This window comes from Actinotignum stranguriae, assembly GCF_051265215.1.
GTDB lineage: Bacteria > Actinomycetota > Actinomycetes > Actinomycetales > Actinomycetaceae > Actinotignum > Actinotignum schaalii_C.
The window spans coordinates 24,440-41,514 of record NZ_JBOZCJ010000022.1; the positions used below are offsets into that span (position 1 = coordinate 24,440).

Consider the following 17,075-nt stretch of genomic DNA (forward strand, 5'->3'; position numbering starts at 1 on the left):
ACCCCGCACCACCCGCCGCGTCCAAGGAGATCACTATGCCTGCCCTCATTCTTGACAATATTTCATTTTCCTACACCGCCCGCCCGCTCCTCGACCGCATCACCCTGCGCCTCGCCGCCACCGACCGCGCCGTCCTCATCGGCCCAAACGGCTGCGGCAAAACCACCCTGCTGCGCATCGCCGCAGGTCGCCTCAGTCCCGAACGCGGCACCGTCACCCGCACCGGCGCCAGCGCCATCCCGTGGAACCCCGTGTCGAACGCCGCCGCCGCGACCGTCGCTCACTTCCTCGAAAGCACCTTCGCGCCCGCGCGGGAACTACTCGCCCGCTTCGAAACGCTCAGCGCACGCCTGGGGGAGGGCAGCGCGTTCGCGGCCGAATATGATCGGCTATTATCCGAGATCACCCGCCTGGACCTGTGGTCGCTTGAGGATAGGGTCGACGACGCTGTGGCCGGTTTGGGCCTGGATATGTTGACCGGGAGCGGGCGCTCGCGGGAGCTGGCCACGCTCTCCCCGGGCCAACGCGCGCGGCTGAACTTGGCTGTCACGTTGGTGGCCCGCCCGCAGGTTCTTATTTTGGATGAGCCCACCAATCATCTGGATGCGGAGGCGAGCGCGTACCTCAGCCGTGCGCTGCGTTCCTGGCCGGGCCCGGTGCTCATGGCCAGCCATGACCGTGCTTTTATTGAGGATGTCGCCACTCTCATTGTGGATATGGATATGAGTGTGTGGGCACAGTTGGCCCGCGCCGAAGGCGGTGGTGAGGTGTGCGGGGTGTGGGAATGCCGCGGTACCTACACGGATTATCTTGAATCCAAGCGTGATGCTGAGGAGCGCTACCGGGCGCTCTACCTGGCCCAACAAGAAGAAAAGACGCAGCTGCGCGCACATCGCCATGCATCCGGTGGTATCGCCCGGGGCGGGGTGCGTTTGGCGAGCGCGGAGGGTAAGGCGAAGAAGTTCTTCGCGGATCGCGCCCAGAGCACGGCCACCCGCCGCACCCGCCACGACGACCGCAAACTCGAGGCCCTCGCCACCCGGGAAGTACGCAAACCCCGCAGTTACACCTTCACTTTCCCGGAGTATGCCGGTGTGACTCGGCCGCAATCACCCTCGGCCCGCCAATCTGCCGGCCTCGCGGTGTCCGCTCGTGCGGCGGCGGTTCCCGGCCGTCTCGCCCCGGTTACCTTCGATATTTCCCACGGCGAGCACCTCCTGGTCACCGGCGCTAATGGCAGCGGCAAATCCACGCTCCTCACCTGGATCGCCACCGGCACCCCGCAGCCCGCTACCTTCGCGCAGCACGCAACCGCACAGCCTTCCGGCACTCTCTCCTGCGCGGGCCCGCTAGCTTTCGTCCCGCAACGCCTCCCGCGCTGCGGAGATCCCGGCTTCACTCCCGAGGTCTGGAACTCCGGCATCGGGGAGCGCGGTACCGGCATCCTGCACCCATCCATGTGGGCAACCCCGATACCTGATCTTTCGGCCGGTAATCAGCGCCGCGCCCAGCTTGCCCTCGCGCTCGCGGCGCAGCCTGCTGTCCTTGTCATCGACGAACCCACCAATTACCTTGACCTGGCTGCCATGCACGCCCTCGAGGAGTCCCTGGCCCGCTGGCCAGGCACGATCATCCTCGCCACGCACGACCGCTGGCTCATCACCCACTGGCCCGGCCCGCGCCTCCACCTACCGGACTCGCGCCTTACCGTTCCGGAATCGAAGGGGCTTCACCTCCCCGCCCGCACCCGGTAATCTCAATCTTGCACACCGCAAGCCCAACCGCGCGAAAGGGGTGGTCTCAATGGCGTTTCCAGATTCGATGTTTCCTCAGGCAGATACGCACACCAGCGGCCAGGCACCTCCAAGCACTCCACTCGAGTCATACGTACCGAATGAACTCACCGAGCAAGTAATTGAACACGCGGAGAAGATCATGGCCGGCGAACTTCCGGAAGACGGCGCCGTTTTCGATGACCTCCACGACGCCCTCAATTTCCTCGACACTCTGGTCTAAACCGCGCCCTCCCTAACCAGTAGTACCAATTCCATCGCTCGCCCGCCACACCGCTGCTTAGTGCCCCGGTGGCTGGTAGTGAGTAGTCACGGAGCTGCAGAACGATGTTTTGATAGTTTAGGGATGTCGCAAAGGATCAGGCTGGAAGGGAATTATTATGGGGCTACTGAGTCGTATTCGGGAAATTTGGAATTATTCTCCCGAAATATCGAATGAGGGAAAGCACCCCGCTCAACAGGCCCTGGAAAAACACTATCGCGAAGTTGTGCCTGAGAATGACATCCCCAGAGTTACCCGTGCTGATTCTCCTTCTCTAAGAACCGATGCTCTCAGTGGGCAGACCACGCTTGCGAGTCAAAACTTGAAAGCATCGAGTGATCTCCCAGATGTGCAGAAATCCAGCGAATGGTTCATGCCTACGTACGACGGTCGTAATATTTGCGATTGGGGCGAAGAAATCGCGCATCTCAAGCGGGAGGGCGACCTGGAAACTGCGCTCAATATTGCCGTGGGCTGCATGAATTCTATGGCAGCAGCTGCTGAAAAAAATCACGCTGTAGCGATGGAATATTACGTGATTGAGGTGGCTAAAATCCAGCACAAGATGAAGGAGTACGCGGACGAAGCCCACATGATTCAGGGCTGGTTCAAACGGAATATTCCTGCCCCGAGGGAAGATTACAGAATTGACCTGCGCAAGCGTTTAGCGAAAGCTCAGGAGCTCTGGGCAAAGCAGGATGGGCGCGATCCTGCTCCATTCCACGCTGAGTGGAAGCGGCTTGTGGAGCTATCAAAGGCTCGCAAAGAGACCGGTGGGTCCTCTTGCGGAATATCTTCGGGGCAATCTGCTGTGAAGCCCAACAAATCACGAAAGCCATCGCGGAGGAGGAGCTCGTATATTCCGGACGTTACAGATCTCCTAATCGATGATTTTGTCACTGTGGATTTTGAAACTGCGAACGATCTTGGTGGTGAGTCTGCATGTCAGATTGCGTTGATCCGGATGCGGGGAGGGGAAGTTATCGACCGTTATTCGACATTACTTAAGCCACCGCCTGGCTATGATCTTTTTCAATTCTCTTACCTGCATGGCATTCGGGCTCGGCATGTGAAAAACGCTCCTATGTGGCCTGACATTGTTGTTGATATACAAGACTTCGTTGGTTCGTCCCCGGTCTATGCGCACAATGCTTCTTTCGACGCTCGAGTATGGCATGAGTTGGATGACTTCTTTGAGACAAATTCGAAACCGTCTCAGTTTTACTGCACTTACCGGCTTTCAAAACAATTGCTACCAGGGCTCGATAATTACAAGCTCCCAACCGTCGCAGACGCGTGTGCTCCGAGATATCGGCTAAAGCACCACCGTGCTGATTCCGATGCGGAGGCGTGCGCCCTTATCGTTGCTGCACTACAGCGTATCGTTAGTGACAAGCTCTAGCCCCTGTGCGTATTCTAATTCGGCATCGGCTTGTCAATCACCCGCCCGTTCGCCGCGGTAAAGTCCCACACCACGGTGCAGGACGGAGTCTCCTCCCGCGTTGACCCATCCGACTGGCGCACCGCAATAGTGGCGCCCGGCTTCTTCACAGTGAAGTCGAAATCCTCAATCACATCGGTGTTTCGGTTGTATGCGACCCAACCCCGCGTGATCATCCACCCGTCGCCATCCGAGCACCCCTCGAGGAGACGAGTATCGGCTGCCGGCACCGCGGTTCCCTCGCGCACGCTCCCGTTAGAGACGCCTCTCTGGTCCGCCGGTCCAAAATCGGCATGCTCAATCAGGAAACGCATATCGCTTTTTAGAACGGGGCCGCCGTCAGCATCGTCCGGCACCCGCGTGCGCACGGTATAGTCACTTGTCGCGTCGCCCGAGTAGGTCACCGCAATGCGCCGTTCGCCCGCATAATAGCTGGCTTTCGGGTTCCCTTTTTCGTTGTCCCAGTGGATAATTCCCATTTCCGCGGAGGTGAGTTCGTCCACGAACTTCAGCGCCTCGCGGGCAATCGCCTCGCTGGTATCTTCGCTGCCGGCATTCTGTTCTGCTGCCGAGGAGCTCGGGCTCGCAGAGTCCGCTTCGCTACCCGCCTTTTCCTTCAAGGCCGACGACGCCGCGCCGGTCTCGCTCCGCGATCCCGCCGCGGGGGTCTGGCTGCTACTCGTGCACGCCCCCAGCAAACACACCGCACATATCCCCGCCACGCTGCGGGCCACATTCTTCCATGCCATGCTTCACCCTACCACTGCAACAGGCCATTGACGGGTAATTTTGGCGCCTGTTATAATTAAATCATCGAAACGTTTCGATGAGGAGGCGGTTTCATCCCAATGGCCACGATCAAAGACGTTGCCCGGCAGGCCGGAGTATCAATCTCAACGGTTTCCTATGCGCTTTCAGGGAAGCGCCCTGTTTCTGAGGCGACCCGCCAGCGTGTGCAAAAAGCAATTGAGGAACTTGAGTTCCATCCCCAAGCCGGGGCGAAAATGTTGGCCTCAACGAAAACCGACATTATTGCTCTCTCTGCACCGATGCACGAGGCTACGGAACCTATTGCTTTCATGACCTTCGTTTTGGCAATTGTGACCGCCGCACGCCGTAAAGGCTATGACGTTGTCCTTCTTACCGAGAATGGCGAAGCTGCCGTGCAAGATATCGAGCGCGTGGTGAAAACGGGCCTCGTTGACGGTGTTGTTGTCATGGACGTTCAAGCCAATGACGAACGGGCTGAATTGCTAAGAACGGCGGATATACCAAGCGTGTTTTTAGGCTTGCCCGATAACTACGAATCGCTAGCATGTGTCGACTTGGATTTCGAAGCCGCCACACGGCTTGCTGTAGACCAGTTAGTAGCTGCCGGGCATCGTTCTATCGCCTTCGTTGGCCATACCCAGATGCTTTATGACATTGGTAAGAATTTCGTTCTTCGCACCCGTGCCGAGTTCGAGCGCTATACCGCCGAACTGGGTATAGAAACAGTTTTCGTATCTTCGGATACCGAGAATATGGTTGCGGAAATCCGAAATACACTCCCTGGTTGCACTGGCGTGCTCCTCGACTGTTCAGCTGTTCGAGTCCGGGATTTTCTCGATGAACTCAGTGTTGAGAAACAGCAGGGAACTGGTGATCCGCTCTCGATTCTCACACTCGCGTCTTCTTATGACACGTCATCCCTGAATCCGCCGCTTGACGCAGTTCCACTTGAACCTGAGAGGTCGGGGCGGAACGCTGTAGAGCTTCTTATCGAACGAATTGGACAAGGTACCGGCCCCGAGGTCCATCTGTACACCCCGCGCTATATTTCGCGCGGATCAGTCTTCCAACTGAACGGAGGTTATCCCACGGTACACCACCAATAAGAAGGGATAAGCGGTAGAAAACGGCCCGGAATCTACAGCTGTCCCGCCACCAACTTCAAAAAGACAACAATCGTCACTCAATGAGGAGAGAAGATGTTATCGAAAAAAATGACGGCGGTTGCAGTAGCAACCACAATCGCACTTCTAGGAACTGCGTGTTCCGGAGGTGGGTCCGATAGCGGTAAGAGTAATTCCGAGTCCGGTAAGACTCTCGTTATTTGGGATTATGAGGCCGATAATTCGGCAATGGGTAAGGCGTGGGACCGCGCCGTCGAAATATTCCAGGAACGCCACCCTGACGTCACGGTCAAACGTGAAGCGCAAACCTTCGAGCAGATTCAGAAGAATGCGAAAATCGTGCTGACTGGTGACCAAGTCCCTGACGTTATGGAATACAACAAGGGCAACGCTACAGCGGGTCAGCTTGCGTCCCAGGGCTTGCTCACGGATCTCACCGATGTTGCGAAGGAACGCGGGTGGGATAAGAAGCTCCCAGAATCGATTGCCCAAACAGCTAAATACGATGACAACGGTCTCATGGGAAGCGGTAGCTGGTACGGAATCCCCAACTACGGCGAATTTGTCTTTATGTACTACAACAAGAAGCTCTTCGATGAGGCTGGGCTCCAGGTTCCGAAGACTATGGATGAGCTCGTCGCTGTCATGGACGCATTCGTCGCGAAGGGAATCACTCCGCTGGCAGAGGCTGGGTCGGAGTACCCCATGGGGCAATTGTGGTATACTCTCGCGCTTTCCAAGGCTGACAGCAAATTCGTACGCGATTACCAATTCTTCGATAACCCAGTGCAGTGGACGTCTGGTCCTGCCGTTGAAGGCGCTAAGGTTCTTCAGGATTGGGTGAACAAGGGATATATCAATAGTGTTGCTTCTGGCCTCACAGCCGAGGATATGGGGACCGGATTTATCTCTGGGAATTATCCGATGATGTTTTCCGGTTCGTGGTGGTTCGGCCGGCTTGCCGATGAAATGAAGGATCCGTGGGGGCAATTTGTCTTCCCCGGTAACTTTGCTCCTGGTTCTTCAGGAAACCTCTGGGTTGTCCCCGAAAACGCAAAGAACAAGGAGCTTGCCTACGAGTTCATCGATATCACGCTCTCCGATGAAGTTCAGGCGATTTTCGGTGAACAAGGCGGACTCCCTGTGGTGGGTGGAACCGACAATATTACTGACGACGCCACAAAGACGCTGACCGATAATTTCCAGAACCTGGCGAAGGATAACAAGCTTGCCTTCTACCCGGATTGGCCCGTCGCAGGATTCTACGATCAGCTCGTTTCCAATATGCAGTCGCTCATGAGCGGCTCGAAGACTCCAGAGCAGGCGATGCAGGACCTGCAAACGGCATACGAGGAGGGACGCGCGGACCTGCTCGAATGATGTGACGTTGCGAAAAGCTGTGGTGGCGGTCCCGTCCGCCACCACAGCTGATCGCAGATCACCCTAGAGGAGTGCGCTTGCCATGAGTACCACACACAAGCATCACATGAAAAAGAGATCCCGACGCGGTTTTTGGCTCTACCTGATTCCGGGGGGAATCGGCTTTACGATCATCATCCTCATCCCCTTCTTCTCAAATCTGTACTACTCGATGACGAAGTGGAAAGGCGGCGCATCGAAAAAACGGTGGGTTGGGTTTGATAACTACGTTTCTCTCATGCAGGACGCCGATTTTTGGATGTCTTTCAAGAACTCAGTCGCGATGATCATTGCAATGGTCATCATCCCTACTCTGATAGGGCTGCTGCTTGCATCGATTCTCTTCGATTTCGTCGGGAGAAGTTTCAATAGCAAAATCGCATCATTTTTGCGGGCAACTTATTATTTGCCGCAGCTCCTTCCGGTTTCCATTGCTGGAATCGTTTGGAACTGGATCCTCAATGCCGAAACGGGAGCCCTCAATCAGATTCTGAGTGCGATAGGAGTTTCCTCGCCCCCTAACTGGTTGGGGTCAACCAGCACAGCACTGCCGTCCGTAATGTTGGTTCTGATCTGGATCCAGATTGGCTACCCCACGGTTATCTTTATGTCAGCGCTGCAACGCGTTGATCCCGAACTTTACGAAGCGGCGGAGCTCGATGGCGCAGGGTGGATGCAGCGGTTCAAGGCCATAACCATTCCACAGATTAAGCCGGAAACCTTCGTCATCGTCCTCACGTGCACGGTGGCATCGCTCAAAGTATTTGCGCCGATTTACGTGCTTACCCGCGGTGGCCCCGAAGGTTCGACCCTTGTGCCCTCGTACTATTCCTACCTCAACTTTTTCGACAAATCGAAAGTTGGTTATGGGGCGGCAATCGCAACTGTTCTAACCATCATTATTATCATCGTCGCCGTGGTCATTCAGTACTTCCAAAACCGCGCTGCGAAAAAAGACATGCTGGGGGTGTGACATGTCTATTGAACCAAACAGCTTGGAAGAACCGGAAACTCCGACCGTTCCGACCACGTCGACTACTTCAGTTCCGTTAGCCGCGGTGGCCACGTCAAGTAAACCGCGCCTCGTTCGGGTGAAGAACCGAGACCGCCATCATCGCGGTATCAAACGCTGGATCGTGCTGGCGTTCGCGATCCTATTCGGCTTGCTCATGATCGCGCCATTCCTGTTGATGATCATTAATGCGTTCAAGTCGCCAACTGATTATTCCTCTGGTGGTCCGCTTACACTTCCCACTGAGTTGTATACCGACGGTATCGCCGCTTTCTGGGATCGCGTTGAGTTCCCGGAGAAGGTCTGGAATTCGTTGTGGACGTCGGGCCTGGTAGCTCTCTTTGCTGTGATCATTTCGCTTTTCAATGCCTTCGCGATTGGTATTGGGCGGGTCAAGGGGAGCGCGGTCATTGTTGGCCTCTTCTTACTCGCCAATATGCTTCCGCAGGAAGTTCTTATTTACCCGCTCTTCTCGATGGCGCAGAAGGTCGGCCTGAATGACAATTTGTGGAGCATCGTCATTATCTTCACGATTATCCAATCAGCATTCGGCACGTACCTCCTCGCCTCGGTCCTCGGTACCTTCCCACCTGCACTCCTGGAAGCGGCGCAGCTCGATGGGGCCTCCCGCTGGACCATTTTGTGGCGAGTGGTGTTCCCGAATGTACGGCCTACGCTCGGGGTGCTCATGACCTTCTTCTTCATTTGGACGTGGAACGAGTTCTTCATTCCGCTCGTCATGCTGACCTCAAACGCAAACCAAACTGTTCCGATTGCCCTAGCATCGCTACAAGGGGATCGAATGCTTGACGTTCCCACCCTCAACGGAGGAGCACTGCTATCACTGATCCCAACATTTATCTTCTTCCTGATTTTCCAGCGCACACTTTCACGCGGAATTACCGCGGGCGCGCTCAAATAACGTCAGTTCTCGAACTAGATATGAGGTTACTGTGAAATTCACTAATGGTTTCTGGCTTGACCGCAAAGGGTGGACGGTCGAACGTGCAAAGCAGATTCGGCAAGTTGCGCCGATCACTACCGATGATCGGCCGGCGCTAGAAGTCTTAGCGCCCATCAAAAATATCACTAACCGTGGGGATACCCTTAACACAGGTCTTTTCGATATGACCTTCGAACCGATTGCGCCCGGAGTGATTCGAGTCCGCCAGCATCGGTGGAGGAAAAACACGGTTCCTCCCATTCAACCAGAACTTTCTTTCGATCCCACGTACCGGGGTTCCATTGAAGAAAACTCTGACGGCTACCGCGTAACCGCTGATAATCTTTCAGTCACGGTTCCTCGTGAAGGCACATGGGATGGCATCCGCGTCTCGCTCAACGGCGAAGATATAACGGAAATGACTACGCGCTCTGTTGGCCTGGCAATTTCCCCAGACCAAGAGCGGTATTCCTTCGCGCAATTTGTTCTCCAGCCCGGCGAACGCATCTACGGATTGGGTGAACGCTTCGGCCATTTCGTGAAGAACGGCCAATCTGTGGACATTTGGAATGAAGACGGAGGCACGTCCTCAGAACAGGCATACAAAAACGTTCCCTTCTATATCTCAACTGCCGGCTACGGAATCCTTGTCCTTAACACCGGCGATGTGTCATTCGAAATCGGATCCGAGGCAGTTTCCCGTATCCAATTCTCGGTAAGCGGCGACGAACTGGAATACCTCGTCATCGCCGGCCCCACCCCGAAAGAAATCCTAGAGCGCTACACCGCATTGACCGGGCGCCCGCCCAAGCTACCCGCCTGGTCCTACGGTCTATGGCTGACAACCTCATTCACCACCAGCTACGACGAAGAAACCGTGATGTCCTTTATCGATGGAATGGCTGAGCGCGATATCCCGCTATCGGTTTTCCACTTCGATACCTTCTGGATGCGCGAGTTCCACTGGTGCGATTTCGTCTGGGATCCCGTCACTTTCCCGGATCCGCGCGGCCTTATCCAGCGAATCAAAGACAAGGGCCTCAAGGTTTGCGTGTGGATCAACCCGTATATTGCCCAACGTTCCCGCCTTTGGGAGGAAGGCGCGGAAAACGGGTATCTGGTGAAGCGAAACGATGGCAGTATTTGGCATACCGACCTGTGGCAGGCAGGGCTATCACTCGTCGATTTCACGAATCCCGCGGCTGTGCAATGGTACCGGGGTGAGTTGAAGAAATTACTCGATATGGGAGTGGATTGCTTCAAAACAGACTTCGGCGAACGCATTCCTGTGAGCGGTATTGCATGGCACAACAGCGCAGATCCGGTCAGCATGCACAACTACTACGCCCACCTGTACAACCGAACTGTTTTCGATCTTCTCACGGAGGAACGTGGCGAGGGCGAAGCCGTACTCTTCGCGCGTTCGGCAACCGTGGGAGGCCAGGCAATGCCCGTTCACTGGGGCGGCGACTGCGACTCAACGTATGCATCCATGGGCGAAACTCTCAGGGGTGGGCTTTCCATCGCGATGTCAGGCTTCTCCTTCTGGAGCCACGATATTGGCGGCTTCGAAGGTATGCCAGACGCGGGGCTCTTCAAGCGCTGGCTCGCTTTCGGCCTGCTATCCTCGCACTCGCGATTGCACGGCTCGGGCACCGTCCGCGTCCCGTGGGTTTTCGACGAGGAAGCTGTGGAGGTCACGCGGCGTTTCGTTGACCTGAAGCTGCGGCTTATGCCGTACATCGGCCAGGCTGCACGCAAAGCCCACGAAACTGGAACGCCTGTTTTGCGACCGATGGTTCTCGAATTCCCCGAGGATCCCGCAACTCGCGAAATTGACACCCAGTTCATGCTCGGTTCAGATATTCTCGTCGCTCCAGTTTTCCGGCCGGACGGCAAGGTCACCTACTATCTCCCGGCCGGAAAATGGCGCAGTCTATTCTCGGGCGACATCCTCACCGGTTCGCGCTGGGTAACGGAAACTCACGGATACGGCACCCTTCCCGTCATGATTCGAGAAGGCGCCGTGATTCCATTCGGCAAGAAGACTGATACCCCCGTCTACAACTGGGCCGATGGTGTCACTCTCGATGCCACCTCACTTTTCGAGGGGCAAACATCTACCGTCACCATTCCGGCATCCGATGCGGGAACGGGTGCACCGGATGTTACGTTCACGGTGGCTCACGTTGACAGCGTTTTTGAAGTAACAACGACGACGCAGGCCGCTTGGAATCTCAGGTACCAGGGCCAAGAGTTCAGCTACGAAGCTGGCACAAGCACAGCAACTATCCGGCTGAGCGAAGGGAACTAAAGAGATGTCTCAAGAAACCGTGCAGTTCCCACCGGAGTTTGTGTGGGGGACCGCAACAGCCTCCTATCAAATTGAAGGAGGAGTTCATGAAGGTGGTCGCGGGCCGTCAATCTGGGATACGTTTTCTCACACGCCCGGAAAGATCCATAGCGGTGACACTGGCGATACCGCTTGCGATCACTACCACCGATGGCAGGAAGATATCGGTATTATCGACTGGCTAGGAGTTGGCGCCTACCGTCTTTCTATCGCCTGGCCGCGCATCATGCCCACCGAAATGGGCGGCGTAAATCAAGCTGGTCTTGATTTCTACGGGAAGATGATCGACGCGCTCAACGCGCGAAATATCAAACCTGTTGTTACCCTCTACCATTGGGATCTCCCGCAGTATCTCCAGGATAAAGGCGGCTGGGCATCTCGAGATACCGCCCTCGCTTTCCAGGAGTATGCGCGGGTGCTCGCCCGTGAATTCGCGGGCAGAGTTTCGGTGTGGACTACCCTGAATGAGCCCTGGTGCTCTGCCTACCTCGGGTATGCCGCGGGAGTGCACGCTCCGGGAATTCAGGATCCGCAGCAGGCGATGCAGGCTGTGCATCATCTCAACCTGGCACACGGGCTCGCCGCGATCGCGATTCGGGAAGAATGCGGGGCGGATGCGCAGATTTCGGTGACGCTGAATCTCCATGTTGTTCGCCCTGATGATCCGACTAACCCGAGTTCACACGAGGCCGCTCAACAGATCCGACTCCTGGGGAATGAGGCTTTCCTAGGACCCATGTTGGAGGGCGCTTATCCTCCAGAGCTAGTGAAGCTGACCTCGCGTGATGTGCAGTGGGATTTCGTTCACGACGGCGATCTTGCGCTCATCAACCAGCCGTTGGATGTACTGGGGGTTAATTACTACAATCCCACTAAGGTGCGGATGGCTCCGGAGGGCGCTGTTCCCGAGCGGCATGACGGGCATGATCCTTCCGGGAAGTCACCGTGGGTGAGCGCCGACCGGGTGGAATTCCTGGAGCTTCCGGGTGAAAAAACGGAAATGGGCTGGCCGATTGACGCGACCGGTCTCACGGAATTGCTGCTTGGATTATCACAGCGCTATCCGGATCTGCCATTGATGGTCACAGAAAACGGAATGGCCGATGCCGACCCGGAAGAGGTGATCGAGGGCCAAATTGACGATCCGAAGCGCATTTCCTACCTCTGTGATCACATCGCCGCAGTATATGCGGCACTAAAGCAGGGGGCAGATGTGCGGGGATACTTCGTGTGGTCGCTCTTGGACAACTTCGAGTGGTCCTATGGATATACCAAGAGATTCGGCATTGTTCACGTTAACTACACGACCCTCGAGCGCACCCCGAAGGCCTCCGCACATTGGTATCGTACGCTAATCCAGTCAGGAGGAATCCCGGCGTAACGAAGCGGCGCCTGTATTTCCGGCGCTGAGCTATCGGTTCTGCGAAAGTGTGGGGCGATCCCTTGTTTTTCCAGGAATCGCCCCACACCTTGTTTTCGCGATCAGCACGTCCTTATGCTGCAGGCTGCGACTAGCCAGCCTATTGCCAAGCACAAGGTTAAAGTGAACGTGTTGTGCAACCACACTGCTACCTGCTGAGTGATGTCAAGCGCAAGTTAAATCTGCACGCCTAGCGCAACCAAAATTGCACGCCCTGACCGAACAGGCGATCTAGCCCGGCGCCCGAATACCCCTACCGATACCACCACTCAACGCTCGCCGCCGGAGGTCGGCGGCGAGCGTTCCTGCTACCTGCGGGCCAACCACCGCGCCGACGCAGGACCGGCACGGGCATAGGCCACAGAGCCGAAAAAACAACTCAGACCAGCCGCGAGAGGCACGTAGGCACCGACCGGTAGTCCTGAAAGCGCCGATCTAGGCCCGAGCCGCCAGCCGGCGCTGTCCGGTGCCCGTCAGGCCAACCACCTTGTCACTTACACCTCGATGGGCACCAATCATGCGGCGAGGCTAATTGATCGGAACAGTGATGTGGGCGCGAGCGACTAGTTCGTTGTTCTTTATCGCGTAGCACTCGACGTAATGGTTGCCTCTGAAATCTGTGGACTCCTCCCTTTTATTTTGTCCTTCATCATCTAAGATTTGGCCGCGAATCATGTTGCGAGTTTTTGCTTCCTCGCCCCGATTGAGAACTTTCCATTTAATTTCGTACGGTTCAGGGACGTCGCAATAAGTTACCTCGAAAAGAAGCTTTCGTTCGCGAGGTAGACGAAGGCTCCTTCGAAGGAATGTCGAAAGCCAATAATGTGCACCTTCCGCATTGGTCACGGTGCAGTCGATATCAAGTGTGTACCTGATGTTCTGGGGATACAAGTCTTCGATAAACTGTTCAGAGAAGACCAGCTCCTCTTGATCTTCTCGCTCTTTATCATCTGCTAAAGGAACTGGTTTACCTAGCAGGTTCCGCCATTCCTTGACACAAGAGGTTTCATTTCCGGCGGCTATTGCTTTTTCTGCTAGATCATGAGCGACTTGAGCCTTTTTCTGAAAGTGCTGCTTTACGTAAACCTTTTGATTACTGCCAAGAGCCATGTAGTATGACTTACGAGGTTCGAGGGACAGCCAAAGAAAAAAATCTCGCAGCATGCACTCAGGGCGATCTTCGCCATCAGCAGGTTCATATTGCTTCAGGAAGTTGAAGGCCAATGTGTCTATAAGAAGCCCATTAATATTGACCTGATGCTTATTTTTCCATGCTCTAGTCAGTCTGCATAGTTTTCTGTAGTTTCCTGAAGTTTCATCGTCCGCGATCTTTACTGCTTCGATTTCTTTTCTCGGCTTAGTTTTACGCCATAGCTTCGATTTTGTGTCCGGATATAGCAAATCCCCATCTTTGTCGGCAAAGACGGGCTGCACTTCAAACTTGAGATTCTCAAATTGGACGACAACGACAAGTTGTCTAACTTTAACCTCGGTCTTTGGGTATCTTTCCAGAATAGCTTTACGTGTTCGAGCTAGTGCCTTAGAGGGGCCGTCTGGGCTTCTATATTTGTTGCGTTGATCGAAAGGTAATATATAGAGCATGTCCAAGTCCGATATTCCATTGATAGCGGTATGGCGTCCGTAGGATCCCACCATAAGCTGGTGTTTTATAGAATCACCCTGGCCTCTATATTCCTTATTTAGAGCTTTCGTTATCTCGTCTCTGCGGCGAGCTATTTCTTCGTAATTCTTGACTTTAAGATTTTCAAAGATCTGAGCGAAAAGTTCTCTGCTGTTCATTACGCGTCACCGTTCTGGCTATCTTGGAAGGTTGAAATTTTCTCATCACGTGATAGTGCCTTATCGGCGTTTTTATAGTCTCTTCGAGAAGTTCTTGGAAGTGTCAGGAGCAGCTCAGCTTCTTCTTGGGCTATTGAGTCTCGCAGAACAATGGCATCCAGTAATGGTATTTGTCCGCTCTCTAAATCTGCGATAAGAGCTTCGTACTTTTGATAAATGGCTCGGAGTCTTATCCCGGCCGTCGAATGCACTTTGGAGTCCTCTTTAAAATCAAAGATATCGCTACCCAATGAAGCGATTGTGGACAACAATGCTATAAAAGACACCAGGAGACTTGCTACTTGTTCATTGAAAAGAAGACCTACTAGTGAAGTTAGAAAAGTGGTGACACTAATGGCGGTAAGAATTATGGCGCACCGTTTCCGCCACTTTTCCATTTTTTCGGCATTGTCTGCTGCCTTCTCGTGAGATTTAAAGGCGTACAGGATACGTTCACGCCGATCCCTAATAAGGTTAAGCTGTCGTGTTAGCGACTCCTGATTATTCACGTGCAATCACACCCTGAAGCATTACCGCGATGTCGTCGTTTTTCAGTTGCGGTTCGAAGCGGACTTTAACGCCTGCTTCCTGCATCGACTCGAAGAACTTCTTTGCGGCCGTAATCTTAAGTTTTTCAGTTCCACGTAATTCGTTCTTATCCTTGACATCTTTGGTTTCGACGATGAAGTTCAGGGTCATGTCACCGTCCTCGGTGTTCAACACGTACATGAAGTCCGGGCTTGTGGTTCCACCGAAATAGAGCGGCACCTTGATGGAGCGGCGCGGAATCTTACCGAAAACAACTACCTCATTAACTGTGGAGCGTTTGATGTTCTGCTGTTCAAGGTCGGAGTCGTAGACGAATGCGTCGTAAAGATACCTATCTGGGACCTTTGATTGCGTATCTCTGAACACTCCGACGTTGCCTTGTACGATGGAATCCAGTGGCTGACCGTCTGCGTTGGTCAATGCCGTGGGTCCAGTTATGCCTTCGATCTTTGTGTAGGAGAAACGGTTGACGAAGGTGTCTTGCATCCAATTATGGAACTTAGATACGAACTTTGCTAAAGTCGCCTTCGTAAAGAAATCATCCGGCAGTTTCTGATCGGCATTTCTGCGAACAAGACCAGCATGAATTGCCTCTGTCGGCAAGAAAGTCTGCTTATAAGCCGCTTTCAGCCAATCTCCATAGGTGAGTGCATCTTCAATCTTGTAGGTATCTAACGCCTCAGATTGTGTAACCAGTTGTCCTGTTTCATCACGTTGAATACGTTCCTGCCTGACTAGACCTACTTGTTGAGAGTACACGTCCTCCTCGCGTCCAAGGACGTAGTCGACACACTCTTGTAGCTCCGTATCTGTGAGTTCTTCAAGGCGTAGGTAGTACTTTTTGTTCACTAGCGTCCAAAGTGTTTTGATCTTGGCGAAGTTATCTTTGCGGATATTAACGCGCAACGGTTTCTCAACCACTTTATCGTGCTTTAGCCCAGTATTAAACTCGGGATACAACGAAAACAGTTTTTCGGCTTTCCCTTCAATAATATTCTTATCGATATCAATTAAATCCTGGGTTAGAAGCAGTATGAATAATTGTTTTTCGGTTTGTCCATATTTAGCGGCAATTTTCTCCAGGAGCTTCCCAATGTTGCGGGTGTCGGTGGCAGTTTCAGAGTTGATCTCGTTGATGAGTCGATTAGCGAAATCGGCTTCGGTGAAGTCAATCAGGTAGGTCAGGTAAAACTGTTCGCCAGCTATTCGGTTGCCGTACTCGTCAACCGGCAGACGTAGCCCGCGACCGACTTCTTGAAGTTTAGAGATCTCAGATCCGGAAGATCGTAGTTTGACGATTTGGAACACGTTGGGATTATCCCACCCCTCGCGTAGCGTCCACTTGGAGAAAATGAACCGCATTGTGTTCCAAGTTCCATCGTGGTTGCGGAATGACAACAGCGATTCTTTATCACGTAAAATCGCATCCACTTCAGCTTGGATAGCCTCATCACTAGAGGAATTATCAGCCGAGAAATAGCCGCCATTCGTCGCTTGAATATCAGCCAAGGATGCCCGCAAGTAGTCGACGTATTCGCGAGATAGCGAGTCGCTAGGGGATTCAAAACCTGCAAGTCGACGTTTAATCTCCTCAGCCAGTAGTTCCTCGAATTTCAGCCGTAGGTGACCATCCCGCCCATCTTCGCCCCGGTAGGAGGTAATCGAATCAATGAAGAACAGGCTCAGTGTCTTCACCTTGCGGGCCCGCCTGAAATTCTCCCATTCAGCATCGAAATGATTCACAAGAGCACGCTGCAACATCAACGCCTGATAAGTATCCGAATACACCCCAGAGGTGATGGTGTCCCCACGCGCGAGAATCTGTCCGTTCGATAGTGTGACACCGGACTTAATCGCAGGGCTCTCAGTCTTACCAACACCCTCGACCGTGATACCAGCGAAATCACCGTCAGCATTGCCTAGGCTATCGCCTAGGTTCAGCTCAAAAGTCTTCTTGGAATCCTCATCCCTAAACGTGGCCGTCTTGGGTTTAGATGCCGACAAGCTCGTCAACTTCAACCTCACCGACTTCTCAGCCGGATCTTGCGGGTACTGCACCGCAACACCCTTAACGGGCTAATAGACAAATGGTGGGTCTTATATCCGGGGTTTGCCCTGCCATAGCAACGAAAAGTCAGCCTTATTGAGC

General features: G+C 54.1%; 12 protein-coding genes and 1 pseudogene. 9 read left to right on the forward strand and 4 right to left on the reverse strand.

Going from position 1 to position 17,075, the window contains the following annotated elements:
• The first annotated feature begins 35 nt into the window (after window positions 1-35).
• The 3 genes from ACRQEG_RS07670 (at window position 36) to ACRQEG_RS07680 (ending at window position 3,457) form a co-directional block, all read left to right on the forward strand.
• On the forward strand, window positions 36-1,754 hold the full coding sequence (locus tag ACRQEG_RS07670) for an ATP-binding cassette domain-containing protein (RefSeq protein ID WP_320757751.1): 1,719 nt from the start codon (window positions 36-38) through the stop codon (window positions 1,752-1,754).
• 49 nt (window positions 1,755-1,803) lie between these two features.
• Window positions 1,804-2,016, forward strand: coding sequence for a hypothetical protein (locus ACRQEG_RS07675; protein WP_320757752.1), 213 nt, complete (start codon window positions 1,804-1,806; stop codon window positions 2,014-2,016).
• Between the two features lie 157 nt (window positions 2,017-2,173).
• Window positions 2,174-3,457 carry a 3'-5' exonuclease gene (locus tag ACRQEG_RS07680; protein WP_320757753.1) on the forward strand — a complete coding sequence of 428 codons (1,284 nt, stop codon included), beginning with the start codon at window positions 2,174-2,176 and terminating at the stop codon, window positions 3,455-3,457.
• Window positions 3,458-3,471: 14 nt separating this feature from the next.
• Here the strand turns inward: ACRQEG_RS07680 and ACRQEG_RS07685 are convergent, their stop codons facing one another.
• Window positions 3,472-4,245 carry a hypothetical protein gene (locus tag ACRQEG_RS07685; RefSeq protein ID WP_320757754.1) on the reverse strand — a complete coding sequence of 258 codons (774 nt, stop codon included), beginning with the start codon at window positions 4,243-4,245 and terminating at the stop codon, window positions 3,472-3,474.
• A 99-nt stretch (window positions 4,246-4,344) separates the two neighbouring features.
• Between ACRQEG_RS07685 and ACRQEG_RS07690 the strand changes: the two genes are divergently transcribed.
• From ACRQEG_RS07690 to ACRQEG_RS07715, 6 genes are all read left to right on the forward strand, one after another.
• The gene (locus ACRQEG_RS07690; RefSeq protein ID WP_320757755.1) at window positions 4,345-5,373 is read left to right on the forward strand and encodes a LacI family DNA-binding transcriptional regulator; all 1,029 of its coding nucleotides are present in this window, start codon (window positions 4,345-4,347) and stop codon (window positions 5,371-5,373) included.
• Window positions 5,374-5,466: 93 nt separating this feature from the next.
• A complete protein-coding gene (locus tag ACRQEG_RS07695) occupies window positions 5,467-6,771 on the forward strand; it encodes an ABC transporter substrate-binding protein (RefSeq protein ID WP_435733841.1) in 1,305 nt (434 codons plus the stop codon).
• An 82-nt stretch (window positions 6,772-6,853) separates the two neighbouring features.
• Window positions 6,854-7,783, forward strand: coding sequence for a carbohydrate ABC transporter permease (locus ACRQEG_RS07700; RefSeq protein WP_435733842.1), 930 nt, complete (start codon window positions 6,854-6,856; stop codon window positions 7,781-7,783).
• A gap of 1 nt (window position 7,784) precedes the next feature.
• Complete coding sequence (locus ACRQEG_RS07705) at window positions 7,785-8,744, forward strand: carbohydrate ABC transporter permease (RefSeq protein WP_320757758.1); 960 nt, start codon at window positions 7,785-7,787, stop codon at window positions 8,742-8,744.
• A 31-nt stretch (window positions 8,745-8,775) separates the two neighbouring features.
• Window positions 8,776-11,079, forward strand: a complete 2,304-nt coding sequence (gene yicI / locus ACRQEG_RS07710; RefSeq protein WP_320757759.1) for an alpha-xylosidase — start codon at window positions 8,776-8,778, stop codon at window positions 11,077-11,079.
• A 4-nt stretch (window positions 11,080-11,083) separates the two neighbouring features.
• The gene (locus ACRQEG_RS07715; protein WP_320757760.1) at window positions 11,084-12,499 is read left to right on the forward strand and encodes a GH1 family beta-glucosidase; all 1,416 of its coding nucleotides are present in this window, start codon (window positions 11,084-11,086) and stop codon (window positions 12,497-12,499) included.
• 567 nt (window positions 12,500-13,066) lie between these two features.
• On the opposite strand, the gene ACRQEG_RS07720 is transcribed toward ACRQEG_RS07715, so the two are convergent.
• The 3 genes and pseudogenes from ACRQEG_RS07720 to ACRQEG_RS07730 form a co-directional block, all read right to left on the reverse strand.
• Window positions 13,067-14,338 (reverse strand): nucleotide-binding domain-containing protein, encoded by a 1,272-nt coding sequence (locus ACRQEG_RS07720; RefSeq protein WP_320757761.1) that lies wholly within the window; start codon window positions 14,336-14,338, stop codon window positions 13,067-13,069.
• Window positions 14,338-14,886: an SLATT domain-containing protein gene (locus ACRQEG_RS07725; protein WP_320757762.1), complete on the reverse strand. Its 549-nt coding sequence runs from the start codon at window positions 14,884-14,886 to the stop codon at window positions 14,338-14,340. The genes ACRQEG_RS07720 and ACRQEG_RS07725 overlap by 1 nt, the downstream gene beginning before the upstream one ends.
• Window positions 14,879-16,987: pseudogene (locus ACRQEG_RS07730) on the reverse strand (type III restriction-modification system endonuclease); the annotation flags it as partial. The gene ACRQEG_RS07725 and the pseudogene ACRQEG_RS07730, both read right to left, overlap by 8 nt.
• Between the last annotated feature and the right edge of the window lie 88 nt (window positions 16,988-17,075).